Origin of the sequence: Sphingomonas prati, assembly GCF_014643515.1 — a bacterium.
Classification (GTDB): Bacteria; Pseudomonadota; Alphaproteobacteria; order Sphingomonadales; family Sphingomonadaceae; genus Sphingomonas_R; species Sphingomonas_R prati.
Map to the genome: position 1 here is coordinate 176,959 of NZ_BMJP01000004.1, position 25,977 is coordinate 202,935.

23 protein-coding genes are annotated in these 25,977 nt (G+C 68.2%); 18 read left to right on the plus strand and 5 right to left on the minus strand.

Annotation, left to right across the window (positions count from 1 at the left end):
- Positions 1–8: 8 nt before the first annotated feature.
- Complete coding sequence (locus IEX50_RS13110) at positions 9–1,208, minus strand: MFS transporter (protein ID WP_157176335.1); 1,200 nt, start codon at positions 1,206–1,208, stop codon at positions 9–11.
- A 496-nt stretch (positions 1,209–1,704) separates the two neighbouring features.
- Between IEX50_RS13110 and IEX50_RS13115 the strand changes: the two genes are divergently transcribed.
- The 6 genes from IEX50_RS13115 to IEX50_RS13140 all read left to right on the plus strand — a co-directional run bounded on the left by IEX50_RS13115 (position 1,705) and on the right by IEX50_RS13140 (position 5,729).
- Complete coding sequence (locus IEX50_RS13115) at positions 1,705–2,034, plus strand: hypothetical protein (RefSeq protein WP_157176334.1); 330 nt, start codon at positions 1,705–1,707, stop codon at positions 2,032–2,034.
- Positions 2,035–2,071: 37 nt separating this feature from the next.
- Positions 2,072–2,437 carry a CsbD family protein gene (locus IEX50_RS13120; protein WP_157176333.1) on the plus strand — a complete coding sequence of 122 codons (366 nt, stop codon included), beginning with the start codon at positions 2,072–2,074 and terminating at the stop codon, positions 2,435–2,437.
- A 4-nt stretch (positions 2,438–2,441) separates the two neighbouring features.
- Complete coding sequence (locus IEX50_RS13125) at positions 2,442–3,974, plus strand: PAS domain S-box protein (protein ID WP_229673996.1); 1,533 nt, start codon at positions 2,442–2,444, stop codon at positions 3,972–3,974.
- Entirely contained in the window at positions 3,971–4,174 is a 204-nt protein-coding gene (locus tag IEX50_RS13130) for a CsbD family protein (protein WP_157176331.1), read from the plus strand. Before IEX50_RS13125 ends, IEX50_RS13130 begins: the two co-directional genes overlap by 4 nt.
- A gap of 46 nt (positions 4,175–4,220) precedes the next feature.
- A complete protein-coding gene (locus tag IEX50_RS13135; protein ID WP_157176330.1) occupies positions 4,221–5,102 on the plus strand; it encodes an ATP synthase subunit B family protein in 882 nt (293 codons plus the stop codon).
- Between the two features lie 246 nt (positions 5,103–5,348).
- The gene (locus tag IEX50_RS13140; RefSeq protein WP_229673998.1) at positions 5,349–5,729 is read left to right on the plus strand and encodes a hypothetical protein; all 381 of its coding nucleotides are present in this window, start codon (positions 5,349–5,351) and stop codon (positions 5,727–5,729) included.
- Between the two features lie 43 nt (positions 5,730–5,772).
- Here the strand turns inward: IEX50_RS13140 and IEX50_RS13145 are convergent, their stop codons facing one another.
- Positions 5,773–6,684, minus strand: a complete 912-nt coding sequence (locus tag IEX50_RS13145) for an alpha/beta hydrolase (protein WP_373285321.1) — start codon at positions 6,682–6,684, stop codon at positions 5,773–5,775.
- 91 nt (positions 6,685–6,775) lie between these two features.
- Positions 6,776–7,756 (minus strand): glycoside hydrolase family 43 protein, encoded by a 981-nt coding sequence (locus IEX50_RS13150; protein WP_229674042.1) that lies wholly within the window; start codon positions 7,754–7,756, stop codon positions 6,776–6,778.
- Between the two features lie 135 nt (positions 7,757–7,891).
- On the opposite strand from IEX50_RS13150, the gene IEX50_RS13155 reads away from it, so the two are divergent.
- Entirely contained in the window at positions 7,892–8,935 is a 1,044-nt protein-coding gene (locus tag IEX50_RS13155; protein ID WP_157176328.1) for a LacI family DNA-binding transcriptional regulator, read from the plus strand.
- Between the two features lie 52 nt (positions 8,936–8,987).
- The gene (locus IEX50_RS13160; RefSeq protein WP_157176327.1) at positions 8,988–10,241 is read left to right on the plus strand and encodes an MFS transporter; all 1,254 of its coding nucleotides are present in this window, start codon (positions 8,988–8,990) and stop codon (positions 10,239–10,241) included.
- Positions 10,242–10,299: 58 nt separating this feature from the next.
- On the opposite strand, the gene IEX50_RS13165 is transcribed toward IEX50_RS13160, so the two are convergent.
- A complete protein-coding gene (locus IEX50_RS13165) occupies positions 10,300–12,717 on the minus strand; it encodes a TonB-dependent receptor (protein WP_229674000.1) in 2,418 nt (805 codons plus the stop codon).
- 151 nt (positions 12,718–12,868) lie between these two features.
- On the opposite strand from IEX50_RS13165, the gene IEX50_RS13170 reads away from it, so the two are divergent.
- From IEX50_RS13170 to IEX50_RS13200, 7 genes are all read left to right on the plus strand, one after another.
- A complete protein-coding gene (locus IEX50_RS13170) occupies positions 12,869–13,777 on the plus strand; it encodes an aldo/keto reductase (protein WP_373285316.1) in 909 nt (302 codons plus the stop codon).
- Positions 13,774–14,841 (plus strand): LLM class flavin-dependent oxidoreductase, encoded by a 1,068-nt coding sequence (locus tag IEX50_RS13175; protein WP_157176326.1) that lies wholly within the window; start codon positions 13,774–13,776, stop codon positions 14,839–14,841. Before IEX50_RS13170 ends, IEX50_RS13175 begins: the two co-directional genes overlap by 4 nt.
- Positions 14,842–14,881: 40 nt before the next feature.
- Positions 14,882–15,487 carry an NADPH-dependent FMN reductase gene (locus IEX50_RS13180; RefSeq protein ID WP_373285317.1) on the plus strand — a complete coding sequence of 202 codons (606 nt, stop codon included), beginning with the start codon at positions 14,882–14,884 and terminating at the stop codon, positions 15,485–15,487.
- On the plus strand, positions 15,484–17,502 hold the full coding sequence (locus tag IEX50_RS13185) for an alpha-glucosidase (protein WP_157176324.1): 2,019 nt from the start codon (positions 15,484–15,486) through the stop codon (positions 17,500–17,502). Before IEX50_RS13180 ends, IEX50_RS13185 begins: the two co-directional genes overlap by 4 nt.
- On the plus strand, positions 17,499–18,539 hold the full coding sequence (locus tag IEX50_RS13190) for a YeiH family protein (RefSeq protein ID WP_157176323.1): 1,041 nt from the start codon (positions 17,499–17,501) through the stop codon (positions 18,537–18,539). The genes IEX50_RS13185 and IEX50_RS13190 overlap by 4 nt, the downstream gene beginning before the upstream one ends.
- 73 nt (positions 18,540–18,612) lie before the next feature.
- Entirely contained in the window at positions 18,613–20,703 is a 2,091-nt protein-coding gene (locus tag IEX50_RS13195) for a right-handed parallel beta-helix repeat-containing protein (RefSeq protein WP_157176515.1), read from the plus strand.
- A gap of 73 nt (positions 20,704–20,776) precedes the next feature.
- A complete protein-coding gene (locus tag IEX50_RS13200; protein ID WP_157176322.1) occupies positions 20,777–21,658 on the plus strand; it encodes an alpha/beta hydrolase in 882 nt (293 codons plus the stop codon).
- 3 nt (positions 21,659–21,661) lie between these two features.
- Here the strand turns inward: IEX50_RS13200 and IEX50_RS13205 are convergent, their stop codons facing one another.
- Entirely contained in the window at positions 21,662–22,324 is a 663-nt protein-coding gene (locus IEX50_RS13205) for a Fe2+-dependent dioxygenase (RefSeq protein WP_157176321.1), read from the minus strand.
- Positions 22,325–22,419: 95 nt separating this feature from the next.
- Between IEX50_RS13205 and IEX50_RS13210 the strand changes: the two genes are divergently transcribed.
- From IEX50_RS13210 to katG, 3 genes are all read left to right on the plus strand, one after another.
- Complete coding sequence (locus IEX50_RS13210) at positions 22,420–22,728, plus strand: hypothetical protein (protein WP_188699481.1); 309 nt, start codon at positions 22,420–22,422, stop codon at positions 22,726–22,728.
- Between the two features lie 119 nt (positions 22,729–22,847).
- Positions 22,848–23,315 carry a Fur family transcriptional regulator gene (locus IEX50_RS13215; RefSeq protein ID WP_157176319.1) on the plus strand — a complete coding sequence of 156 codons (468 nt, stop codon included), beginning with the start codon at positions 22,848–22,850 and terminating at the stop codon, positions 23,313–23,315.
- Between the two features lie 38 nt (positions 23,316–23,353).
- Positions 23,354–25,558 carry a catalase/peroxidase HPI gene (gene katG / locus IEX50_RS13220; protein WP_198350652.1) on the plus strand — a complete coding sequence of 735 codons (2,205 nt, stop codon included), beginning with the start codon at positions 23,354–23,356 and terminating at the stop codon, positions 25,556–25,558.
- Positions 25,559–25,977: the final 419 nt, after the last annotated feature.

Here is a 25,977-nt window from a genome sequence, read left to right on the forward strand (position 1 = left end):
GTTTCGGCTCAGTGCGCCACCGCCGGCCGCAACACCGGCCCGTCCGACGTCACGACCGATATCGCCCAGAACAGGAACCCGCCCAGCGCCAGCGCCGCACCGACCCAGCCGGTCGACGTCCAGCCATAGCCGGCCGCGATCGCCATCCCGCCCAGCCACGGCCCCAGCGCGTTGGCGGTATTGAACGCACTATGGTTCAGCGCCGCAGCCAGCCCCTGCGCCTCCTGCGCGACGTCCATCAACCGGGTCTGCAACACGGTGCCCAGCGCCCCGCCCAGCCCGACCGCGAACACCGCGATGAGGATCGACCAGAGATGCCCGGTCGACACTGTATAAAGCGCCAAAGCTGCCGCGCTCCACAGCAGCAACAGTCCCGCAGTCGGCATCAGCGCCCGGTCCGCAAAGCGCGGGATCACCAGATTGCCGACCGTCATGCCCACGCCGAACACCGCCAACACCACCGGGATCATCGTCGCCGACGCACCGGTCACCTCGGTCAGCGTGGAGGCGAGATAGGTGTAGACCGCGAACAGCCCGCCGAACCCGATCGCCCCGGTCGCCAGCGTCAGCCAGACCCGGCCACGCTTCAGCGCCTGCAACTCGCCCATCGGGCTCGCCTCCGGGTCGGCCGGCTGACGCGGCACGAACGCCAGCACCATCGCCACCGTCGCCAGCGCCAGCACCGCGACCACCCCGAACCCCCAGCGCCAGCCGAGCGCCTGCCCCAGCCAGTTCGCGAACGGCACGCCGACGATGGTCGCCACCGTCAGCCCCAGCATGATCCGGCCGACCGCCTGCGTCCGCTTGTCCGCAGGGACGAGCGACGCCGCGACCAGCGACGCGATCCCGAAATAGGCGCCGTGCGGCAACCCGGCCAGAAACCGGAACAGCAGCAGGCTATGGAAATTCGGCGCCAGCGCGCTGAGCGCGTTGCCCGCGGCGAACAGCGCCATCAACACGACCAGCACGATCCGCCGGTCGAACCGCGCCGCCGCCACCGCCAGCAGCGGTGCCCCCACCACCACGCCCAGCGCATAGGCACTGATCACATGCCCCGCGGTCGGCGCATCGATGTTCAGTCCTTTGGCGAAGATCGGCAGCAGGCTCATCGTCGCGAACTCGGTCGTGCCGATCGCGAAGCCGCCCAGCGCCAGCGCAAAATGGACCAGACCGACGGGATAGCGGTGCGGAGCAGTATGTTCGGCCATGGGAATCACTTCGATGTTGCGGTGCAGCAGACGCGGTATGTGGGATCGCATCCCCGATCGGCAAGGCACCGTCGACAGTCCGCTCCCCGGCCGACCACCGCGCGAAGCACGCCAAATCTACCAGCAGTCATGGTGCTTGCGGATCATGCGCCCGGTGATCGACCTGTCTATATCCTGAATGATATCAAGGAGAGACTGTCATGCTGACAGACGAAGGTCACGACACCGGTACCGAAGACGACGGCCAGGATGAAACCGCATATCTGGAGCAACGTGCCGCATGGCACCGAGATCGCGCGAGCGAAGCGCGAGAGGATAGTACGCGAGCATTGCACGAAAAGTTTTCGCGTTTGTACGCTGCTCGCATTCAGTCCCGAACTAGTACGTTTGACCTATAAACGACCACATAAATACCAGGAACATTGCAGCGGAGACAGGCTTTATGCTCCCCGATCGATCCTCGTTTCGTGATCGAAAGCATTTTGGGAGCATCCACATGAAGCGCATCATCGGTCTCGCCGCACCCCTGGCCGCACTCGCGGCGCTGGCCGGATGCGCAGCGCCCGCCACGCGCATCTCCACGGGGCTCCAGCGCTACGGTCTCGATACCGCCCGCGCGGACTGCGTCGGGCAGCGGCTGCAATCCAACCTGTCGCTCGGTCAGCTCCAGCGGCTCGGCAAGGCGGCGGCTGCCTACAAGCAGGGTGACACCACCCCGGGCGTGCTGACCCCGTCGGACCTCGTCCGCGTGGCGACCGAACTGCGCGATCCCGAGATCGTGGTGGAGGTCGGCAAGGCGGCGGCCGGCTGCAACGTCGTCGGCTGACACGCGCCAGAACCAATTCGAACGAAAGACGAATGACATGAACAAGGACGAATTCCAGGGCGGCGCCCGCTACCTCGGCGGCAAGGTCGAGAACGCGGTCGGCGACGCCGTCGGCAGCCGCCACCTCCAGACCGATGGTCTTGTCGACCAGGTCGCCGGCGGCGCCCAGAACCTGTACGGCCGTGCCAAGTCGGCGATCGAGGATGCCGTCGACGGCGCGCCCGATCTTGCGGCGCGGATCGGCGACGAGGCACGCGATGCGGCCGACCGTGCGGGTGACCTCACCCGCCGCGGTGCGCGTGCGGCCCAGGCATCGGCCGAAGACGCACCGTTCCTCTGGGCGCTCGGTGCCGCGGCGATCGGTTACGGCCTCGCCTGGCTGCTCCATGGTCGGCACGACTGATCCGGTGAGCACGGCCCCCGTCCTCAAGTCGCTTCGTGACTCTGCCGATCTGCGTCATCTTCGCCAGATCATCGCCGGGCTCGACGAAGGCGTGATCCTCGTCGATCCGGATCAGTCGATCCTGTGGGCGAACGAGGCTGCGCTCGGCATGCACGGCGTCACCGCGGTCGAGGATCTCGGCGCGAACGTCGATGATTATCGCCGCCGGTTCCAGCTTCGCTACCGCAACAACCACCGGCTCGACCGCGCGGACTACCCCATCGAACGGGTCGTCTCGGGCGAAGCGTTCTCGGAAGTCGTGGTCGAGGTGGCCGTCGCCGGCGAAAAGGACCCGCGCTGGGTCCATCAGGTGCGCAGCCTGGTGCTGACCAACGATGCGGACGAACCGGAATGCCTGGTGATGATCATCCAGGACGTGTCCGCCCGCTACGAAGCGGAGGACCGGTTCGACCAGTCATTTAACGCTAATCCCGCCCCCGCGGTGATCTGCCGCCTGCGCGATCTGCGTTACGTGCGGGTCAACCAGGGGTTCGTCGACATGACCGGTCACGACCGTGACACGGTGCTGTCATCCACCGTTTACGACATCGATGTCCTGGCGAACGGCGACAAGCGCGACATCGGCAAGCGTGCGCTGGCCGAGGGGCGGACGGTGCCGCAGATGGAGGCCGAACTCGATCGCCCCGACGGGACCACGCGACTGGTCATCGTTGCGGGCCAACCGATCGAGATCGCCGAAGAACCCTGCATGCTGTTCACCTTCGCGGACCTCGAACCGCGCCGCAAGGCGGAGGCCGAGCTGCGCCATAGCGAGGAACGCTTCACGCGCACCTTCTCGCTCGCCCCCGTCGCGCTGGCGATCGGCACGCTCGACGGTCAACGGCTCTGCGACGTGAACGAGGCCTTCACCAGCTTGACCGGCTACACCCCGGCCGAGATCGTCGACGGGTCGCTCGGCCATGTCGACCTGTGGGAAACGCCCGCGATCCGCCATGCGATCGAGGCGGACATCAGCGCCGGCCGCGCGATCCGCGACCGCGAGGTGCGCGTGCGGCCCAAAGATGGCGACATCATCGACTGCATCGTGTCGACCGAACCGATCCAGCTCGGCAACGACGCCTGCGTCCTGTGGGCGATGCGTGACATCAGCACGCGCAAGGCGTCGGAGCGCGAACTGGTGAGCGCGATCGACGCGGTCATGAAGGATACGAGCTGGCTCAGCCGCTCGATCATGGAGAAGCTCGCCCGCATCCGCGCGCCGCAGAGCGAACCGACCGGCGTCGGGCTGGATGAACTGACGCCGCGCGAACGCGAGGTGCTGGCGCTCATCTGCCGCGGGCTGGACGACAAGTCGATCGCGCGCACGCTCGGCGTGTCGGGCAACACCGTCCGCAACCATGTCGCGCGGATCTATTCCAAGATCGGCGTGAATCGGCGGAATGCCGCCGCCGCCTGGGCGCGCGCCCGCGGGTTCGACGGCGATTCGCTGCTCGCCCAGCGTGCCGCCGCACCGGCCCAGCGGCAGACCGCGGCATGACCCGCGCAAAGGATACTCCCCCCGCCACCCCGGCGGACAAGGAGGAGGGTCGCGCCCGCGAGGCCAAGGGTTCCGTCAAGGAAGCGATCGGCAAGATCATCGGCGATGCCGTGGTCGAGGAGCATGGCAACCGCGAACGCAAGGCGGGCGCGCGGCAGGCCGCATCGAAACACCCCACCGAACCGGACGACGCCGGCTGACACTGCCGGGCCCCGTCCGTCGAATCTTATTCAACAGGAGAACATCATGAGCATCACCACCGAACCCGGCTTCGCGCCGGTCCACGAAGCACGTCTGCCCAAATCGCCTACCCGCTTTTCGTGGGGCGCCATCTTTGCCGGCGTCGTGCTGGCCATCGCGGTCCAGCTCGTGCTCGGCATCCTCGGCACCGGCATCGGCCTGACGCTCGTCGATCCGGTCGAGGGCACGACCCCCGGCGCCGCCGGCTTCGGCATCGGTGCCGGGCTCTACTGGCTCATCACCACGATCTTGGCCCTCGGCGTCGGCGGCTATGCCGCGGCCGGCCTGGCCGGGGTGCGTGACCGCTTCGACGGCCTCGCCCACGGCCTCGTCGTCTGGGGCGTCACGTTGATCCTGACGCTCTACCTGCTGACCTCCGCGGTCGGCGGCATCATCGGCGGCGCATTCCGCACCGTCGGTTCGGTCGCATCGGCCGCCGGCACCGGCATCAGCGCCGCCGCGCCGAAGGTCGCCAACGTCGCCGACATCGACGTCACCGACGTGCGTGCCGAAGCGTCGCAGTATCTGTCCGACGCTCCGTCCGACCCGGCCCTGATGACGCCGGAGCAGGCACAGAAGGAAATCGCCAAGGAACTGCCGGCACTCGCCCGCGGTGGTGAGGAAGGCGCGCAGGCCGAAGGCCGGATCGTCGACATCGTCGCCGCCCAGCGCAAGATCAGCCGTCCGGAGGCCCAGGCCCAGGTGAGCCGCGCCAAGGCGCAGTTCGTCCAGACGAAGAACCAGGCGATCGCCACCGCCAAGTCGACCGCGGACAAGGCCGCAGGGGCCGCTGCCGGTACCTCGTTCATGGTCGTGTTCGCATTGCTGGTCGGTGCCGCTGCTGCAGGGGCCGGTGCCATCGCCGCCACCCGCCGCCGCCGCGTCTGACCTGACGGGGGACGCCGCCTGAACAGGACGGCGTCCCCAAAGAACAGACTCAACCAGAACCGTTCCCCGGCGCAGGCCGGGGCCTAGACGCAACCCAGCGTCTGGCCCCGACCCACGCCGGGGACAGTCATGTCTGCAACCTGTCGCCCCCAGCAATCGTCTTGATCCTGATCAAGACCCGGCGCTTTCCGCCATGTCCGACGTTCCAGATCGCCGACCTAACCGGCGCCTGAAAGGACGAACACCATGGCTGTGAAGTTTGCAGGAACGATGAACGCGATCAACCGCGGCCTCGACGGCACGAAGCCCGCCAAGGGCGCGACGATGCTCGAGGATTGGGAAGCCGCGCTGGCCGAAATCGATACCGTCGGCGCAAAGGGCATCCTTCGCGACCTCGGTTCGCTGCGCAAGCAGCTCGAGCGTGACGAGCCCGACGCGGACCGTGTCCACGCGCTGATCCACCGTCTCGGCGTCGCCACGACGAAGATCGCCGACAAGGCCGATGGTTCGCAGGAGAAGCTGAAGGCACTTGGCGAAGCACTGACCGAAGCGGGCGAAGATCAGCCCGACGAGGAAGAGGACACGGTGGCCGCCGCCGCACCGAAGCGGGCCCGCAAGAAGGCCTGACGCAGAAGGGGCGGATGCAATCGCGTCCGCCCCACTTTGCCCGTTACGCCGCCTTCGGCTTCAGATAGCCGTGCATCCCCAGCCAGCGCGAGAAATCGCCGAACCATCCGGTGCTGGTCGTCGCCTTCTGGTACATCCCGAACCCGTGGCCACCCTGCTCATACAGGTGGAACTCCACCGGCCGCTTCGCCGCGGTCCAGCTTTCGATCAGCCCGAACCCGCCATTGGCGAAGAACGGATCGTCCGCCGCCAGCGCCACGAACAGCGGCGGCGCACCGGCCGGCACCTTCACCGCGGCCAGCGGGCCGTAGATCAGCCCCATGAATGCCGGCTTCGCATCCTGCCCCGCAAGCTCGGTCGCCAGCGTCAGCATCGCGCCCGCCGAGAAGCCGACCATCCCGATCCGGTCCGGATCGATCTTCCACCCCGCGGCGCGCGACCGCACCAGTGCGAACGCCGCCCGCGAATCGGCGATCTGCGGCGCGATCCCGGCGATCTGCGCCTCCGGTGTCGGCCGCGCTGGCCGCGCGACGGCGGAGAACATCGCGCTCATCGACTTCTCGAACCCCGGCATGTCGGCCGGCGTCTGGTTCAGCCGATACTTGAGCACGAACGCCGCGACCCCCTGCGCCGCCAGCGCGCGCGCGACATCCCAGCCCTCATTCTCCATCGACAGCGTGCGGAACCCGCCGCCCGGCGCCACGATCACCGCCGCCCCGGTCGCCTTCGCCGGATCGGGCAGGAACGGCGTCAGCGTCGCGGTCGTCACGTTGCGCGCGAACACGCTATTGTACTGGCTGTGCCACGATTCCTGCGCCTTCGCGCCGGGCAGCGGACCCGTGTTCAGCGTGATCGCATCGGGCTGCGCCGGGATCGCGATCGGCACCATCTTGTCGCTGGGCGCCTGCGCCTGCGCGGGCCCCGCCGCAATACACGTCGCCGCCAGCGCCATCATCGCCGGCCGCAACCATGCACGCCCTACCCTCGTCTTGCTCGTCGTCATCATCGTCTCTCTCCCGTTTTTGTTGTCGTTGGTCGAACCGCTCTTACGGCGCCGTCACGCCCGCATCGGTCTGCACCACCGGCCGCATCGTCCCGTCCGGATTATAGTGCAGCCGCTCCACCGTCACCGCGCGCCGACCGATCGCCCCGCTCATGTCGCCGATCGCCAGCGTCGCATTGTGTAGGAACAGATAGGACTTGCCCTTATAGTCCACGATGCCGGGATGGATGGTGAAGCTGTACTTGCCCGATCCGGTCAGTTCGCCGCGATACGTCCACGGCCCGCGCGGGCTCGCCGCGGTCGCGTAGGACACGCGCTCGTCGCGGTGCTTCGACCGGTCGAGCGAGGCATAGGTGAGGTACCAGAGCGCGCCACGCTTGTGCAGCCACGGCCCCTCCTCGAAATGTGGCGGGGTGATCTCGGTGATCGGCCCGTCGATCTCGATCATGTTGGGCTTCAGCTTGGCGATATACGCCTGCCGGTTCCCCCACGCGATCCAGGTCGTGCCCGCCTCGTCGGTGTAGACGGTCGGGTCGATATCCTCCCAGCTGTGCGTGCCCTTCGGCGTCATCTGGTTGGTGACCAGCGCGGAACCCTTCGCATCGACGAACGGCCCGGTCGGCGTGTCCGCCACCGCCACCGCGATCGCTTTCCCCGGATGCGTCGCGTCATGCTCCACCGCGGCATAGAACCAGTATTTGCCGTTCTTCGCGATCGTCTGCGCCGCCCAGGCATCCGCCTTGGCCCAGCGGAAATCGGCCACCTTCATGATCGGCCCATGATCCTGCCAGTGCCGCATGTCGGTCGTCGAATAGACCAGCCATTCGCGCATGTTGAACATCTCGTCACGCTCCGCCTGGTCATGTCCGACATACAGATACAGTCGGTCCCCCACGACCAGCGGCGCGGGGTCGGCGGTAAACTTGTCGCGGATGATGGGGTTTGATCCGGGCACCACGCGCGACGCAACGGAACCGGTCTGGCCGAACGCCGCCGCCGCCGCCATGCTCGCCGCGCACAACACGGCCGCCAACCTGCCTCCTGCGTATCGCACGCACCCTCCCCGTCATCCTCTGCCCGGAGTAAAGCATAGTATCGAGGGGCCGTCATCAGCGACAATCCCCTTTTCCCGCCCGCGCGTCATGGCGTAGGCAAAGGAATGTCAGACACTTCGCCTTCGGCGTCCCCCACGCGATCGACCGGCCGCCCCACCATCCGCGATGTCTCGCGCCTCGCCGGCGTGTCGTTCAAGACCGTCTCGCGCGTCATCAACGACCAGCAATATGTCAGCGCGGAAAAACGCGAGCGCGTGCTGGCCATCATGGCGGAGATCGGGTTCCAACCGAGCCAGGCGGCGCGCGCCCTCGCCGGGCACCGGTCGCACCAGATTGCGCTGATCTGCGACAATCCGAACCCGTGGTATGTGTACGAGGTGCAGGCCGGCGTCCGCGAACGTTGCGGCCGCGACAATGTCCGCATGATCGCACAACCCTATGATCGCGCTACGCCCGCCTTGCTCGACGCCATCGTGGCGCTGATCGATCAGGCGCATCCCGACGGCCTCGTGCTCGCCCCGCCGGCCTGCGACGATGCGCGCGTGATCGCCGAACTCGAACGGCGCCGCATCCCGTTCGTCCGGCTGCAACCCGGCGGGCCGATCGACGGCGTCCCCGCCACCTCGATCGACAACGATCAGGCCGCGTTCGACATGACGTCGCACCTCCTCGCGCTCGGCCACATGCGCATCGGCTTCGTCGTCGGCGACCGCAGCTATGCCTCGTCGGACCAGCGGCTCTCCGGTCACCTCCGCGCGCTTGAGCAGGCCGGCATCGGACCCGACCCGGATCTCGTCCGCCAGGGGATGTTCGACTTCGCATCGGGCAAGGCCGCCGCCGACGCGATGCTCGATCTGCCGCATCCGCCGACCGCGATCTTCGCGGCCAGCGACGACATCGCGGCCGGCGTCCTCGTCGCCGCGCATCGCCGCGGCATCGCGGTGCCCGCCATGCTGTCGGTCGCCGGGTTCGACGATGCGCCGCTCGCGCAGGTCGTCTGGCCGCCGCTCACCACGATCCGACAACCGGTGCGCAACCTCGCCATCGCGGCGGCCGATCTGCTGCTCGCCCCCGGCGACACCGTCGAACGCCGGCTGGACCACAGCCTGATCGTCCGCGAATCGACCGCACCGCCACCCGCGGCTTGACCATATCACAAGGTTAGGACACCGTTGTCCTAAATAAGAAGGAGATGTGGGGATGGAGCAGCCTGTTAACGGCCGACGCTGGGCGATCGTGGTCCTCGCCTTCACCGCGATCATGCTGAACTATGTCGATCGCCAGGTCATCGCGTTGCTCAAACCGATGCTGCAGGACGAATATGGCTGGTCCGATCGTGACTACAGCCACATGGCCTCGGCGTTCCAGTTCTGCGCTGCCGTCTCGTTCCTCGGCACCGGCTGGTTCATCGACCGCATCGGCCTGCGCCGCGGTTTCGCGATCGGCGTCGCGGCGTGGAGCCTCGCCGGCATGGCGCATGCGTTCGTCTCGACCGTGTCCGGCTTCATCGGCGTCCGCGCGTTGCTCGGTGCCGCCGAATCGATCGGCACGCCGGCGCAGGTCAAGACCGCCGCGACCTACTTTCCCCCCGAACAACGCTCGCTCATGCTCGGCATCGGCAACATGGCGTCCAACTTCGGCGCAGTCGCCGCCCCGCTCGCCATCCCGCCGCTCGCTCTCTGGCTCGGCTGGCGCGCCGCCTTCCTCATCACCGGCGGGCTCGGCCTGGTCTGGGTCGTCGTCTGGCTGGTCGTCACGCCGCGCACCACCCGCACCCCCGACGGCGCCGTTGTCGACGCCCCCGCCGATGCTGTCCCGTGGGGCCGCATGCTGCGCGACCGGCGGCAATGGGCGATCGTCGCGGCAAAAGCGCTCAGCGATCAGTGCTGGTGGTTCCTCCTCTTCTTCATGCCCGACCTGTTCCACCGCATGTTCGGCCTGTCGCAGGGCCAGTTGGGCCTGCCGATCGCGTTCATCTATTTCCTGGCGGCGCTCGGTTCGCTCAGCGGCGGGCTGCTGCCGACCTGGCTGCTCCGCCGCGGCGTCCCGATGAACCGCGCGCGAAAAGGGTCGATGCTGCTCTACGCGATCCTCATCCTGCCTGTCCCCGCCGTGCTGCTGACCGACGATGCCTGGGTCGCCGCCGGCTTGCTCGGTCTCGGCCTGTTCGCGCATCAGGGTTTCTCGACCAACGTGTTCGGCATGACGGCGGACATCTTTCCCGCGCGCATGATCGGCACCGCGATCGGCATCGGCGCGTTCGCCGGCAATCTCAGCGGTATGGCGATGATCGAAGCGGCGGGCTTCTCGCTCGACAACGGCTATGGCTACGGCCCGCTGCTCATGGTGTGCGGCGGCTCCTATCTGGTCGCGTTGCTGCTGGTCCACCTGCTCGTGCCGCGCCTCACGCTCGCCGAACCGGGCAGCTTCCGCACCGTGCCGACTGGCCACTGACGCAGAAAGGGCGGCCCCGGATCGCTCCGGGACCGCCCTTCTCATGCGCTCATCAACCTCAGAAGTTGACGCGCCCGTTCACCCCGAAATAGCGATCGGCATCGCGCGGGATCTGGTAGCGGTACGACCCTGCCGGCCCGCCATTCTGGATCGCCGCGGCAAAGCTCTGGTCGAGCAGGTTCTTCACCTGGAACGTCAACCGGTACCGGTCCTCGCTGTCGCCCACCCCGGCGGACAGGTTGATCAGGCCATAGCCGTCGATCGTCCCCAGCCGCCGCTGCACCGCATCGGGCGAGAACAGCGCGAGCTGCTTCGACTGGTAATTGCCCTGCGCACCCAGGAACAGGTCGTACGACCCGCCCGTCCGCCAGCGATAATCGACGCCCAGCGAGCCCTTCCACTTCGGCGCGAACGGCAGTGAGGTGCCGGCCGGGATCACCGCCGTCACCGCCGCACCTGGCGCCTGGAAGAACCGGTCGACCTTCGCATCGGTGTAGGCGATGCCGCCCGACATCGACAGGTCGTCGACCGGGCGGAACACGATGTCCGCCTCCGCCCCGCGCGTCGAAACCTTGCCCGCATTGGTGAACCGCGTGACGACCACACCCGCCACCAGATCCGGGTTGTTCGCCTGGAAATTGTCGTACTTGGCGTAGAACGCGTCGAGGTTCAGCGTCAGCTTGCCGCCGAACAGCGTGTTCTTCAGCCCGATCTCGTAACTGTCCGACGTTTCCGCCGCGATCGCGTTGGTGCCCGTCGCGGTCAGGTTGAAGAACACGTTGAATGCCGGCCCCTTATAGCCGCGCGTGTAACCGCCATAGGCCGTGACGTTCGGCGTCACGTCATATTGCAGCGACGCCTTGCCCGACAGGTTGGTGTTGGTCGTCTTGCCACGGAACACGCTACCCGGCGTGCCCGTGCCGGTCGCCGTCGTCGGGAAACTCGGCTGAATGCCGGGGCCAGCCAACGTCGTCGTGCGGCTGTGGAAAACGTCGAGCTGATCCGCGGTCCAGCGCAGCCCGCCGATGAACCGGAACCGGTCGGTGAAGTTCGCCGTACCCTGCCCGAACGCGGAGATGTTCTTGAACACCGACCCGAAGTTGGCGACGCCGAACGGCGTGGTCGTGGCACTCGCCCCGGCCCCGCCGCACGGTACCAGCGTGGTCGCCTGCGTCGCCGCGCTGCACACGACGTCCGACCGCGAATAGGTCCGCTCGGATTCCGCCCGCGAATAATAGACGCCCACGACATAGGAAAGGAACTGCCGCGCGGGTGACGTCAGCCGCAATTCCTGACTGAACGTGTTGCCGGTCTGCGGCCCGACATCGTGCAGCTGGTTGAACCCGGCATAGGCGCGCGGCAGGAAATCGCCGTCGCGAATCTCGGTGTTGCGGTAATCGCGGTACGCGGTGATGCTCGTCACGGTCTGCGTGCCGAGTTCGGTGTCGAGCTGCAGCGACACGCCGTAACCTTCTTCCTTCGTCCGGGTGACCAGATCCTGGTTCACGGTCCGCGTCTCGTCGCCCTGCGGCGTCGGCAGGACGGAGAAGACCGGGCTGCTGATCGCTTCGCCCGCGGCGTTCAGCGCGCCGGTGCCGATCACCTCGGCGCAGCAATTGTCGTTGTTGTGGTGATAGTCACCGATAAGCGCGATCGTGGTGCTGTCGCTCGGCGTCCACTTGATCTGCGCGCGCCCGCCATAATGCTCGTAGCCGTTCACCCGGCCGCCGCCGGTCGCCTGGTTGCGGATATTGCCGTCATATTTGCCGTAGAAGCCGGTGAACCGGGTGAGCAGGTTGTCACTGACCGGGATGTTGAGCGCCCCGCGCACGCGCCGCTCGTTCCCGCCCGTGAAGAACCCGCCGTCGACATAGCCGCCGAAGTCGCGCGTCGGCTGCACCGACACGATGTTGACGACGCCGGCCGACGCGTTCTTGCCGAACAGCGTCCCCTGCGGCCCGCGCAGCACCTCCAGCCGCTCGATATCGACCAGATCGCCGAACGCCTCGCCCGACCGCGCGAACACAACGCCATCGACGACCGTCGAAACCGACGGCTCGCCCGCGATCGAGAATGTCGTGGTCCCGACCCCGCGCAGGAACAGCGACTGGTTGAGCGCGGTCCCCGACTTCTGGAAATTCAACGCCGGCACCAGGTTGACCGCACCCTCCAGCCCCGGCCGCCCCATCATGGACAACGCAGCCCCGCTGACGACCGACACCGCAACCGGCACGTCCTGCAACCGCTCGCTGCGCTTCTGCGCGGTGACGACGATATCGCCAGCTTGGGACGGTCCGGCGGGGGCCGGTTCCGCGGCCGGCGTTTCCGCTGCCGTACCCGGCGCGCTTGTCGCGGCGGCGTCGGCCGGCGGGACGGGGCCGGCGGCGGGTGCAATATCCTGCGCGGACGCGTTGCCTGCGATCATCGCCGATCCCGCACATAGCAGCATCACGATCCGTTTCGTCCTGGGCGTCATATCGATCCTCCTCCACTGCCGGCCTGAAGGCCTTTTATCGTTCGCCGCGCCCGGATGCCGCGCAGCGTTGCTATCGCCGCTGCAACCCCGATGATCGCCGCTTTCCCTTTTGGGTCTTTCCTTTATGCCGATCCGGCGGCATAAGACAACGGTGTCCTACATCATCCCACCGCAATCCACCGTCGCCCTCGGCGACACCGGCCTCACCGTCAGCACCCTCGCATGGGGCATGTGGCGTTATGCGGGGGACGACGTCGCCGCCGCTCGCGCCCGGGTGGAGGCGGCGCTCGACGCCGGCATCACGCTGCTCGACACCGCCGACATCTACGGCCCCGACAATGGCGAACCGTTCGGTGCGGCCGAAGCGCTGCTCGGCCGCGTGCTGGCCGACTCGCCTGCGCTCCGCGACCGCATGGTGCTCGCCAGCAAGGGCGGGATCAGCATGGGCGTGCCTTACGACTCGAGCCCGACCTATCTCGCCGGCGCGATCGACGCGTCGCTCACGCGGCTCGGCTGCGACCGGATCGATCTGTACCAGATCCACCGCCCGGACCTGCTGACTCATCCGCAGGAAGTTGCGCGCACGCTCGACGACGCCCGCACCGCCGGCAAGATCGTCGCGATCGGCGTGTCCAACCACACCCCGGCGCAAACCGCCGCGCTCGCCGCCTTCCTCCCCGTGCCGCTCGTCAGCCACCAGCCGGAATTCTCCGCGCTGACCACGACGCCGCTGTTCGACGGCATCATCGACCAGGCGATGGAACGCGGCATGGCCGTGCTCGCCTGGTCCCCGCTCGGCGGCGGCCGGCTCGCCGATCCGCAGGACGCGCGCGCCCGCGCCGTCGTGGCGCTGCTCGACGCGAAGGCTGCGGAGGCCGGCGTCGACCGCGCCGCCGTCGCCTATAGCTGGATCATGGCGCACCCCGCCCGCCCAATCCCGATCGTCGGCACGCAGAACCCCGCCCGCATCGCCGCGATCCCGGACGCCTACACACCGCGCTGGACGCGGACCGAATGGTACGCCGTCCTCGAAGCGAGCCTCGGAGAAAAACTGCCATGACCCGGTCTTGCGAAGTCAGCTGGTTTTCCGCGCTCTGCGACGACGACTATGAGTTTCTCGGCGTGCCGGATCCGAAGCTGCGGTCGAGCTGGGAACATTGCCGCGATATCGTGCTCCAGGCCGAAAGCGGCGGGTTCGACAACATTCTGCTCCCGTCCGGCTACGCGCTCGGCATCGACACCACCGCCTTTGCCGCCGCGATCGCCACGATGGTCCAGCGGATCCGCCTGCTCATGGCCGTCCGGATCGGCGAAAGCTGGCCGCCGCAGCTCGCGCGCCAGATCGCCACGATCGACCGCATCCTCGGCGGCCGGCTGACCGTCAACATCATCTCGTCCGACCTGCCGGGCGAAAAGCTCGCCTCCGCCCCGCGCTACGCCCGCACGCTGGAGGCGATGCAGATTCTGAAAACGATGCTCAACGGCCAGCCGCTCGATCATCAGGGCGAGTTCTGGCAGCTGAAGCTCGATCCGCCGGCGGTCACCACCGTCTCCGGCACCTGCCCCCCGCTTTATTTCGGCGGGCTCTCCCCGGACGCGCGCGAGGCCGCGGCGCAGGGCTGCGACGTCTACCTGCTGTGGCCCGACAAGAAGGAGGTCGTGCGCGAGATCATGGACGACATGATCGCCCGCGCCGCCCGCCACGGCCGTACGCTCAAGTTCGGCTACCGCGCGCACGTCGTGGTCCGCGATACCGAGAGCGAAGCACGCCAGGCCGCCGACCGCCTGCTGTCCAAACTCGACGCAGCGGAGGGCGAGGCGATCCGCGCCAAGTCGCTCGACACGAACAGCGCCGGCGTCGCGGCACAGGCCGCGCTGCGCGAAAATGCCGCGAACGACGGCTATGCCGAGGAGAATCTCTGGACCGGCGTCGGCCGCGCGCGCTCCGGCTGCGGCGCGGCGATCGTCGGCGATCCGGACCAGGTCCTCGCCAAGCTGGCGATGTACCAGGACATGGGGATCGAGGCGTTCATCCTGTCGGGCTACCCGCACGCCGCCGAGGCCGATCTGTTCGCCCGCCACGTCCTGCCCCGTATGCAGCACGGCCCGCTCACGCTCGACTGATACGACCCCGGACGTCACGCCAGCCGCGAACGGAGCGACGATGATCGCCATGGACTCCCGCCCTCTCGTCGCCCGCCCCCTCGTTGTCGGTCTCGGCGGGACCACCGTCCCCGGCTCCTCGACCGAGCGCGCGCTCGCCATCGCGCTGCGGTCAGCCGCGGATCACGGCGCGGAAACGCTGCTGTTCGGCGGCGCCGACCTAGCCGCCCTGCCGCTCTACACCCCAGGCGCCGAACGGCTGCCGGGTGAGGTCGCGCTGGTCGATGCGATCCGCTGCGCCTCGGGCGTCGTCATCGCCAGTCCCGGCTATCATGGCAGCGTGTCGGGCCTCGTGAAGAACGCGATCGACCTGCTCGAGGAAACCGCCCGCGACGAACGGGTCTACCTCGCGGATCTGTCCGTGGGCGTCATCGCCACGGCCTACGGGTGGCAGGCCGCCGGATCGACCGTCGCGGCGCTCCGCGCGATCGTCCACGCGCTCCGCGGCTGGCCGACGCCCTACGCCGCGGCGATCAACAGCGCGGAATGCCGGTTCGATGCCCATGGCGGTTGCAGCGACCCGGTCGTCGCCGGCCAACTCGCACTCGTCGGCCGCCAGGTCGCGATGGCCGCGATCCGCGACCATCGCGCGCGGATCGCCGCATGACCGTCGTCCGGCTGATCCCGGCAGGCGACGGGTTCGACCTGATGGCCGGCGATGCGCTACTGCTCCACCACCGCCCGGCGAGCCCCGCGCTGTTCGTCGGCACCGGCACCGCCGATGTCGATGCTTATCGCGGCAACTATGTCCTGTCCGACCGGCTCGACGCACGCATCCCGCTCACCCACAGCACGATCGACTCCACGCCGGCCGGCGCGGTCATCTGGCTGGCCGCATCCGCCGGCACGCCGCCGCTGCTCCGCATCGCGGTGGACGACGCCGGCCTCGCGCTCACCGCGCTCGATCCCGCGCTCAACCGCTTCTGGCTGCGCTGCGTCGCCGAACCGGGCGAGCGTTTGTGGGGCGGCGGCGAACAGCTGTCCTATTTCGACATGGCCGGGCGGCGTTTCCCGCTCTGGACGTCCGAACCCGGCGTCGGCCGCGACAAGTCGACGCAGATGACGTTCCAGTGCGACCGCGACGGCCGCTCCGGCGGCGACTATTGGAACACCAACTATCCGCAGCCGACCTACGTCTCCTCACGCCGCTACGCGCTCCATCTCGACACCACCGCCTATAGCTGCTTCGATTTCCGCGATCCCGCCTTCCACGAACTGGAGGCGTGGGAGGTCCCCGCGCGGATCGAGCTGTTCGCCGCGGATCGCTTCGCCGCCATCGTCGGCCAGCTGTCGACCCGCTTCGGCCGCCAGCCGCGCCTGCCCGCCTGGTCCTACGAAGGCGCGATCCTCGGTCTGAAACAGGGCGTCGAAAGCTTCGCACGGATGGAAGCGATGATCGCCGCCGGCGCGGTCGTGTCGGGCCTGTGGTGCGAGGACTGGGTCGGACTGCGCGTCACCAGCTTCGGCAAGCGGCTGTTCTGGGACTGGAAAGCGAACGAAACGCGCTACCCCCATCTGCGCGAGTGGATCGCCGCACTGGCGGACCGCGGCATCCGCTTCCTGGGCTATGTGAACCCCTATCTCGCCATCGACGGGTCGCTCTACGGCGAAGCCCGCGCGGCCGGCTACCTCGCGCTCCGCCAGGACGCGGACGAGCCCTATATCGTCGATTTCGGCGAATTCGACTGCGGCGTCGTCGACTTCACCAACCCCGCGGCGGCCGACTGGTTCGCCGACCGCGTCATCGGGCGCGAGATGCTCGACTATGGCCTGTCCGGCTGGATGGCCGATTTCGGCGAGTATCTCCCCACCGACGTCCGGCTGCACGACGGCACCGACGGCATGCTCGCGCACAATGCCTGGCCGACAATCTGGGCGGAGGTGAACGCCCGCGCCATCGCCTCGCGCGACCGCACCGGCGACGCGTTGTTCTTCATGCGCGCCGGCTTTACCGGAGTCGGCGCGCACTGCCCGCTGCTCTGGGCGGGCGACCAGTGCGTCGATTTCTCGCGCCATGACGGGATCGGCACGGTCATCCGCGCCGCCTTGTCGTCCGGCATGATGGGCAACGCCTATCACCACAGCGATCTGGGCGGCTACACCAGCCTCTACGGCAACGTCCGCACGCCCGAGCTTCTCATGCGCTGGAGCGAGCTCTGCGCCTTCACCCCCGTCATGCGCAGTCACGAAGGCAACCGCCCCGACGACAATCTCCAGCTCGACGGCGACCCCACTGTGCTCGCCCATTTCGCCGCGATGACCCGCGTCCACGCCGCGCTCGCCTCCTATGTAGCCACGCTGTGCGACGAAGCCGCCAAGACCGGCCTGCCCGTCCAGCGCCCGCTGATGCTCGATTGGCAGGACGATCCCGACTGCTGGGGCATCGAGACGCAATATGGCTATGGCCGCGACATGATCGTGGCACCGGTGATCGAACCCGACCGCGACCGCTGGACCGCCTATCTCCCCGCCGGCGCGACCTGGGTCCACCTCTGGTCCGGCACGCAGCATGATGGCGGCCGCACGGTCGAGGTCGACGCCCCGCCCGGCCGGCCCCCCGTCTTCTGGCGCGCCGGCAGCCCGCATGCTGGCCTCTTCGCCGCGATCGGAGACATGGCATGATCGCCCCGCCGCTCGGCCGGCCGTTGGCGGCGGACCTGTTCAACGATCTCGATCCCGAACCGCCACGCCGCTGGACGGCGGTGCTGCCCGGCCTGATCGTCGCCGCGCTGGCCACCATGGCCGCCGGGTTCGTCGCGGATCATTACGGCGCGCCGCTGACGCTGATGGCGCTGCTGATCGGGCTCGCGCTCAACTTCCTCGGCAACGATCCACGCATGGCCCCCGGGCTCGGGTTCGCATCCCGGACGCTGCTGCGCTGGGGCATCGTGCTGGTCGGCGCGCGCGTGACCGGCGGGCAGATCGCGGCGCTCGGCCCCATGGCGCTGCTCGCCGTCGTGCTGATCCTGCTCGTCACGCTCGGCGTCGGCATCCTCGCGTCGCGCGCGTTCGGCATGTCGTCCGCATTCGGCGTGCTGGCGGGCGGATCGGTCGCGATCTGCGGCGCGTCGGCGGCGCTGGCGCTCGCCACCACGCTCGGCGAGCGGCGCGTCAATCAGGCGCAGCTGACGCTCGTGCTGGTCGGCATCTCCGCCGCCAGCGCCACCGCGATGTTTTTCTACCCGCTGATCGCGCACCAGATCGGCCTATCGGACCGCCAGGCGGGCCTCATGCTTGGCGCGTCTATCCACGACGTCGCGCAGGCGATCGGCGCCGGCTACTCCTTCTCCGACGAGGCCGGCGCAGTCGCCACGATCGTCAAACTCACCCGCGTCGCGCTGCTCGCCCCCGTCCTGGCGCTCATCGCCGCCTGCTTCCCCGGCGCGGACGGCACGAAGGCGCGGCTGTCCGTGCCGTGGTTCGTCACCGGCTTCTTCGTGGTCGCGGCGCTCAACTCGGTCCTGCCCGTTCCCGCCGCCGTCGGCCGCTCTGCGCAGGTCGTCGCGACCGCCCTCCTCGCCTGCGCGGTGGCCGCGACCGGCATCCGCGCACCGATGAACGCGCTGCTCGGCACCGGCGCGAAACCGATCCTCGTCATCGTCGCCGCCTCGCTGGTGGCGCTCCTGCTCTCGCTCGCCGCCGCGCTGCTGATCTTCTGACCCGCGCCGTTTGACCGCTCGTCCAAACCGCCCGATGCTGACGGCAAGGACGGGGCGGAGCGAGAGGGTGACGATGCGGAACTTCCGGGAGCGGCTGCTCGCCGTCATGCTCGGCCTCGGCGCACCGTCGATCGCGCAGCTTCCGCCGCCGCCCCCCATTCCCCGCATGCCGCCGCACACCACCATCGCCGGCCCGCACCGCATCGTCATCCCCAACCGCCCCGCCCCCGTCCCCGTCGTCCTCCATGTCGCAACCACCGGGTCGGACGACGGCGACGGGTCCGCCGCCCGCCCGTTCGCCAGCTTCGCGCGTGCGCAGGCCGCGGTGCGCCGCCTCAACCGCGATCATGACGTCACCGTCCGGATCGCGGACGGCACCTACCGGCTCGCCGTCCCGCTGCGCTTCACCGCGGACGACGGCGGCCAGAATGGCTTCGTCGTGCGGTGGGAGGGGGCGGAGGGCGCCCACCCCATCCTGTCCGGCGGCGTGCCCGTCATCGGCTGGCGCATCGCGGATCACACCCGCGGCATCTGGTCGGCAACGATCCCCAAGGGCAGCGACCCGCGCCAGCTCGACGTCGGCGGCCGACTCGCCCAGCGCGCGACGGTGGAAATCCCGCGCAGCGCGGTTGCATTCCACCCCTGGGGCCTAACCATCACCGACCCGGCGTGGCGCGTCCTGACCAACCTGCCCGACCAGGACCGGATCGAGGTGGAGGGCACCAGCTGGTTCACCCACCGCCACGCGATGGTGGAGCGGATCGAGGGCGACCACATCGTCATGCAGCAGCCCGGCTGGCGCAACAATCTGGTCGGCTACGATACGGTCGCCCGGCCCGTTTCGGCGGAGGTCGCGCGCCTGTTTCTGGTGAACGCGCTCGCCTTCCTCCGCGAACCCGGCCAGTGGTACGCCGATCCGAAGGCCGGCGCGCTCTACTACAAGCCGCGCGTCGGTGAGGACATGCGCCGCATCGCGGTCGTCCTGCCGCGGCTCGAACGGCTGGTGTCGATCGCCGGCAGCTACGACCGCCCGGTCCGCGATCTCGAATTCCGGCGGCTCGACTTCCGCCACACCAGCTGGCTGCAACCCTCCGGTCCCGAAGGCTATGCCAGCCAGCAGAGCGGGTCCTACCTCGCGGGCGCACTGACCGATTATCCGTCCGATCCGATCCGCGACTGCAGCTGGGGCTGCCGCCCGTTCGAGGCGATGCGCAACCGCTTCGCGCAACAACCCGCCGCGGTGCAGGTCGCCGCGGCCACCCGCATCACGTTCGACGACGATCGCTTCTCGCAACTCGGCCAGGTCGCGCTCGGCATCGGCAACAACGCCGATGCCAACGACAGCGGCATCGGTCTCGGCACCAGCGCGATCTCCGTCACGCGCAGCCTGTTCACCGATCTGGCGGGCGGTGCCATCATGGTCGGCGGGGTTCAGGCCGACGCGCACCATCCGTCGCGGCCCGAAATGGGGCTGCGCGACATCCTGATCCGTGACAACCGGATCAGCGGCGTCTCGCACGACTACAAGGAACAGTCGGCGATCCTGGTCACCTATGCGTCCGGCACGATCATCCTGAACAACGACGTGTCGGACACGCCCTATGACGGGATCGACGTCGGCTGGGGCTGGGGCACCAACGATCCGGGCGGCAGCGCGGAATATTGGCGCGGGCAGCGCGGTTATTACGATGCGCCCGGCAACATCGTCTACGATACGCCCACCACGCTGCGCGACACCGCGATCGTCGGCAACCGCGTGACACGCGTGAAACAATGGTTCCCGGACGGTGGCGCGATCTACCATCTGTCCGCCGATCCCGGCGCGCTGATCGCGGGCAACTACATCGCCGACGTCGCCGGGTCCGGCGGCATCGCGATCTATCTGGACGAAGGGTCGCGCTACGTCACCGTCCGCAACAACGTGATTGACCGGGTCGGCGGCGTCTGGCTGAACCTGAATTCGCAGGATCATATCGCGCCGAAACGCACCGCGATGGACAATCTGGCGACCGGCAATTGGTACAACAGTGGCCGGTTGCAGGGGTCCTGGACCGACTATCTAAACAACCGGGCGGACGGCAACATCGCGGTCACCGGCGACGCCTGGCCCGCCGCCGCACGCCGCGTCATCGCCGAAAGCGGCGTGCGGCCGGACGCAAAGTGAGGACAGGCTTGCGCCGCCGCACCCGGCCGGCGATGATACCGGTCACATAACAAGAACAGTCCGGGAGACCCCGATGCGCCGCCTGCTCCTCCTCGCTTGCCTGCTGGCGGCCACCCCGTCCGTCGCGCAGGATCCCGCCCCGCAGTCCGAACCGCGCTACGCCAAGATCGCGCTCTGGTCGAACGGTGCGCCCGGATCGGCCGCACGCCGGGCGGAGCCCGAAGTCGCGCGCGACTATTGGGTCCGCAACATCCACGATCCCTCGCTGATCGCCTTCCCCGCCGCCCCTGCGCACCGCAACGGCGCCGCCGTCGTCATCATGCCCGGCGGCGGGCACAAGCTGCTCGTCTGGACCAACGAAGGGACGAAGGTCGCCACCGCGCTCAACCGGATGGGCGTCACCGCCTTCGTCCTCAAATACCGCCTCGCGAACGAGCCCGGCTCACCCTATTCGGTTGAGAAGGACGCCGCCGCCGACGCGCGCCGCGCGATGCGCTGGGTCCGCGCCCATGCCGCCGACTACGGTATCGATCCCACCCGCGTCGGCGCGATGGGCTTCTCGGCCGGCGGCGAACTCGTGACCCTGATCGCCGACAATCCCGAACCCGCCGCGCGCGCCCCCGCGGACGCGATCGACCGCCAGCCCGCACGCCCCGACTTCCAGATCCTCGTCTTCCCCGGCCCGCGCGGCCTCCCCGCAAAGGCGATCGCCACCGCCCCGCCCGCCTTCCTGGTCGCGGGCAGCCGCGACGCCTGCTGCGCCGCGCCCACGGTTGCGCTCTACGAACAGCTCCGCAAGGCCGGCGTCTCGGCCGAACTCCATATGTATGCCGACAGCGATCACGCCTTCAATCTCGACGAATCGAACCGCATCTCGATCCTGCACTGGCCCGACCGGCTGAACGACTGGCTCGCCGACAGCGGCTGGCTCAGCCCGCGCGCGCCCGCGAAATAAGCCTCAGTCCTCCGCCCAGCGCCGCAGCAGGTTCGATTGCGTCTTGGCGAGCAGGTCCAGCTCCGGCGTCTTGCCCAGCCGCTCGAACAGTGCGTGTCGCGCGGTCTCCAGGTCGAACAGCAGCTCGCGCTCGCCCGCATCGCGCACCAGGCTCCGCACCCAGGTGACCGCCGCCCGCCGCTCGCCGCGGCTTACCGGCGCCACGCGGTGCAAAGACGTCGTTGGGTAAAGGACCGCCGATCCCGCCGACAGCTTCACGTCCTGCTCGCCCGCCGCGGACTCGATCACCAGTTCGCCGCCGTCATATTCGTCGGGTTCGGACAGAAAGATCGTCACCGACACGTCGGTCCGCATGCCCCCCATGATCGCGTCGTCGACATGGCTGCCATACTCCATCCCGGGCTCGTACCGGCTGAACAACGGCGGGCGCACGACGTGCGGCCGCGTCGCCATCCGGAACAGCGCGTTGGTTAGCAGCCGGTCGATGACCAGCTCCTGCATCTCCTCCAGCAACGGGTCGCCGCGGTCGACCTGCTCGTTGTTCTTCACCACCCGCGCCTCGCGCCCGGCCGTCTGGCGCCCGTCTACGAACCGCGTCTGTTCGAGATTATTGCGCAACCATCGGAGATTGTCGGCATCCAGGACGTTGGCGATCATGATCAGCATAGGGGTCTCACGGTTCCGGCATGGGCTGTGGGCTACGCGCCCTAACGGTTCGGTGGAGTCGCCGCCAACCTTCGATCGAACAAGGAGTATTGTTTATGCGTACCAAATTATGGGTCGGCGTCGGTGCCTTCGTGATCGCCCAGACCGGCCCCGTCATGGCGACCGAAGCCGCCGCCGCCACGCCGTTCGCGGCCACCGCGGACCAGCCCGGCGAAGGCGGCGAGAACGAACGCGGCGAAGGTGAGGGCGAAGGTGAAGGCCGCCGCCGTGCCACCCCGCCGCCCCGCGCCCGCCACATCGTCAAGCACCCGCGCCGCGCCCGTGCCGTCCAGCAGCAGCGCGGCCAGCGCGGCGAAGGTGAAGCCGAGGGCGGCGAGAACGAACGCGGCGAAGGCGAACGCTGACACTACCGAGGCCCGCCGCTCGCAAGCAGCGGGCCTTTTTTATTCGCCCGAATGACCCGGGCAATCAGCCCGGCCACCCTAATCTTGAGCCATTCAAGATTAGGGTTTATAACCGTCACATGCTGCCAACACCCGAAGTCCCCTCCGAAAGCCTGATCCGCGCCGCCGGCATGCGCGTCACCCGCCAACGGGTTGCGGTCCTCGACGCGGTCACCACCCGCCCTCACGCCAGCGCCGCCGCCGTACTCGAATCGGTTACACTCGCGCTACCCGACGTGTCGCATCAGGCGGTCTATGACTGCCTCGGCCACCTCACCGTCGCGGGCCTCCTGCGCCGCGTGACAATGGATGGCGGCCCTGCGCTGTACGAGACGCGGACCCGCGACAATCATCATCACCTCGTCTGCCGCAACTGCGGTCTGGTCGTCGATGTCGATTGCGCGATCGGTGCCGCTCCCTGCCTCCAGCCGAGTCACTCGGCTGGCTTCGTCATCGACGAGGCCGAGGTCATCTACCGCGGCCAGTGTGCGCAATGCGCCGCCGCCGCCAGTTCCACCCCAGTTTCCGACGAAGTAGGAGAAGCCTGATGGCCGACGTCAAGCATGACGACGCAGTCGAAGCCGAAATGAACACCGACGGCGCAGCCGCCGCCGGGATCAAATGCCCCATCGCGCACGACCGCGTCGCACATCCGACGCAGGGTTCGCCCACCCAGGAATGGTGGCCGAAGAAGCTCAACCTCAAGATCCTCGCCAAGAACCCGCCGATGTCGAACCCGCTGCCGGACGACTTCGACTATGTCGCGGAATTCCAGAAGGTCGATCTCGACGCACTGAAGGCCGATATCGCCACGATGCTGACGACATCGCAGCCCTGGTGGCCCGCCGATTTCGGTCACTACGGCCCGTTCATGATCCGCATGGCGTGGCACAGCGCCGGCACCTACCGTGTCGCCGATGGCCGCGGTGGCGCCGGTGCGGGGCAGCAGCGCTTCGCACCGCTCAACAGCTGGCCGGACAACGCCAATCTCGACAAGGCGCGCCGCCTCCTCTGGCCGATCAAGCAGAAGTACGGCCAGTCCGTGTCGTGGGCCGATCTCATCGTCTTGACCGGCAACGTCGCGCTCGAGTCCATGGGTCTCCAGACCTTCGGCTTCTCGGGCGGCCGCGCCGACGTGTGGGAGCCGGACGAGGACGTCTATTGGGGTCCGGAGAACACCTGGCTCGGCGACGAGCGCTACACGGGCGACCGTGAGCTCGAAACCCCGCTCGCCGCGGTCCAGATGGGCCTCATCTACGTCAATCCGGAAGGCCCCAACGCCAACCCGGATCCGGCCGCGTCGGCCCGCGACATCCGCGAGACGTTCGGCCGCATGGCGATGAACGACGAGGAGACCGTCGCGCTGATCGCCGGCGGCCACACCTTCGGCAAGACGCACGGTGCCGCCAATCCGGCCGAATATATCGCCCCGGAGCCGGAAGGCGCCACGCTCGAGGAGATGGGCCTTGGCTGGCGCAACAGCTTCGGCACCGGCAACGGCGGCGATACGATCACCAGCGGCCTCGAGGTCACCTGGACGCAGGAGCCCACCAAGTGGACCAACCTGTATTTCGAGAACCTGTTCAACCACGAATGGGAACTGACCAAAAGCCCGGCCGGCGCGCATCAGTGGGTGGCGAAGGACGCCGCACACGACGTGCCCGACGCGCATGATCCGTCCAAGAGCCACCGCCCGACGATGCTCACGACCGACCTCGCGCTCCGCGTGGACCCGGCATACGAGGCCATCTCACGCAGGTTCCTGAACGACAATGCCGGCTTTGCCGACGCGTTCGCCCGCGCCTGGTTCAAGCTGACCCACCGCGACATGGGGCCGAAAACCCGTTACGTCGGCAAGGAAGTGCCGGAGGAAGTCCTGCTCTGGCAGGATCCGTTGCCCGTCGCGACCGGCCCGGCGATCGACGATGCCGATGTGACCGCTCTCAAACAGCGGATCGCCGACAGCGGCCTGACCATCACTCAGCTGGTCACCACCGCCTGGGCGTCGGCCTCCTCCTACCGCCACAGCGACAAGCGCGGCGGGGCCAACGGCGCACGCCTGCGTCTGGAGCCGCAGCGCAGCTGGCCGAGCAACGACATGGCCACGATCGGCCCGGTCATCACCGCGCTCGAAGCGATCGCCGCCGACTTCAACGGCAGTGCCAACGGCGGCAAGACCGTCTCGGTCGCCGACCTGATCGTGCTCGGCGGCAGCGTCGGCATCGAACAGGCCGCCAAGGCCGCGGGGCGTGACCTCACCGTGCCCTTCACCCCCGGCCGGGTCGACGCGACGCAGGAGCAGACGGACGTCGAGTCCTTCTCGCAGATGGAGCAGCGCGCCGATGCGTTCCGCAACTACAAGAGCCCGGACAGCCGGCTTCCCGCGGAATATCTGCTGATCGATCGCGCCAACCTGCTGAACGTCAGCGTGCCGGAAATGACCGCGCTGATCGGCGGACTCCGCGTGCTCGGCGTGACGCACAAGGGCACCAGCCAGGGCGTCCTGACCGATCGGGTCGGTACGCTTACCAACGACTTCTTCGTCAACCTGCTCTCGCTCGGCACCACCTGGCGCCCGCTCGATCGGCAATCGGAGACGTTCCAGGCGACCGTCGACGGTGAGGCCAAGTGGACCGGCACGCGCGCCGATCTTGTGTTCGGTTCCAACTCCGAACTGCGCGCCGTGGCGGAAGTCTACGGCAGCAGCGACGGCGAGGATCGTTTCGTGAACCACTTCATCGCTGCCTGGGTCAGGGTGATGGAAGCCGACCGCTTCGACCTGCACCGTTGAGCCACATTGGGGAGGGGTCGCGTCCGCGGCCCCCGTCCGACGTGAAGATGTTAAGCGTATCAGCTCGGCAACATCCGTCATTTCAAACTAAATCAGAATTACAGTTCTAATATTGAACAACAAAGCCCTCCGACGACCTTCCCCGGATGGTTGTCGGGGGGCTTTTTCATGTCCCCCGAACATGTTGTTCCTCCGAGGTCCCTAGTCCGCCAGTATGACATTTCGCCTCATTGAACAGCCGCAACTGTCCGTCCGCCCCGGCGAAGACGTTACCGCTACCGCCTCGTGTGTGTTTCTAACTGCACACATCATCACAAAGACGACACGACATAATTGACAACGCTTACCGAAGTGGTAGCAAGTCCGCCGTAACGCTGAAAATAATCGGCAATGTTAAGTATGACAAAAACGGCGACGAG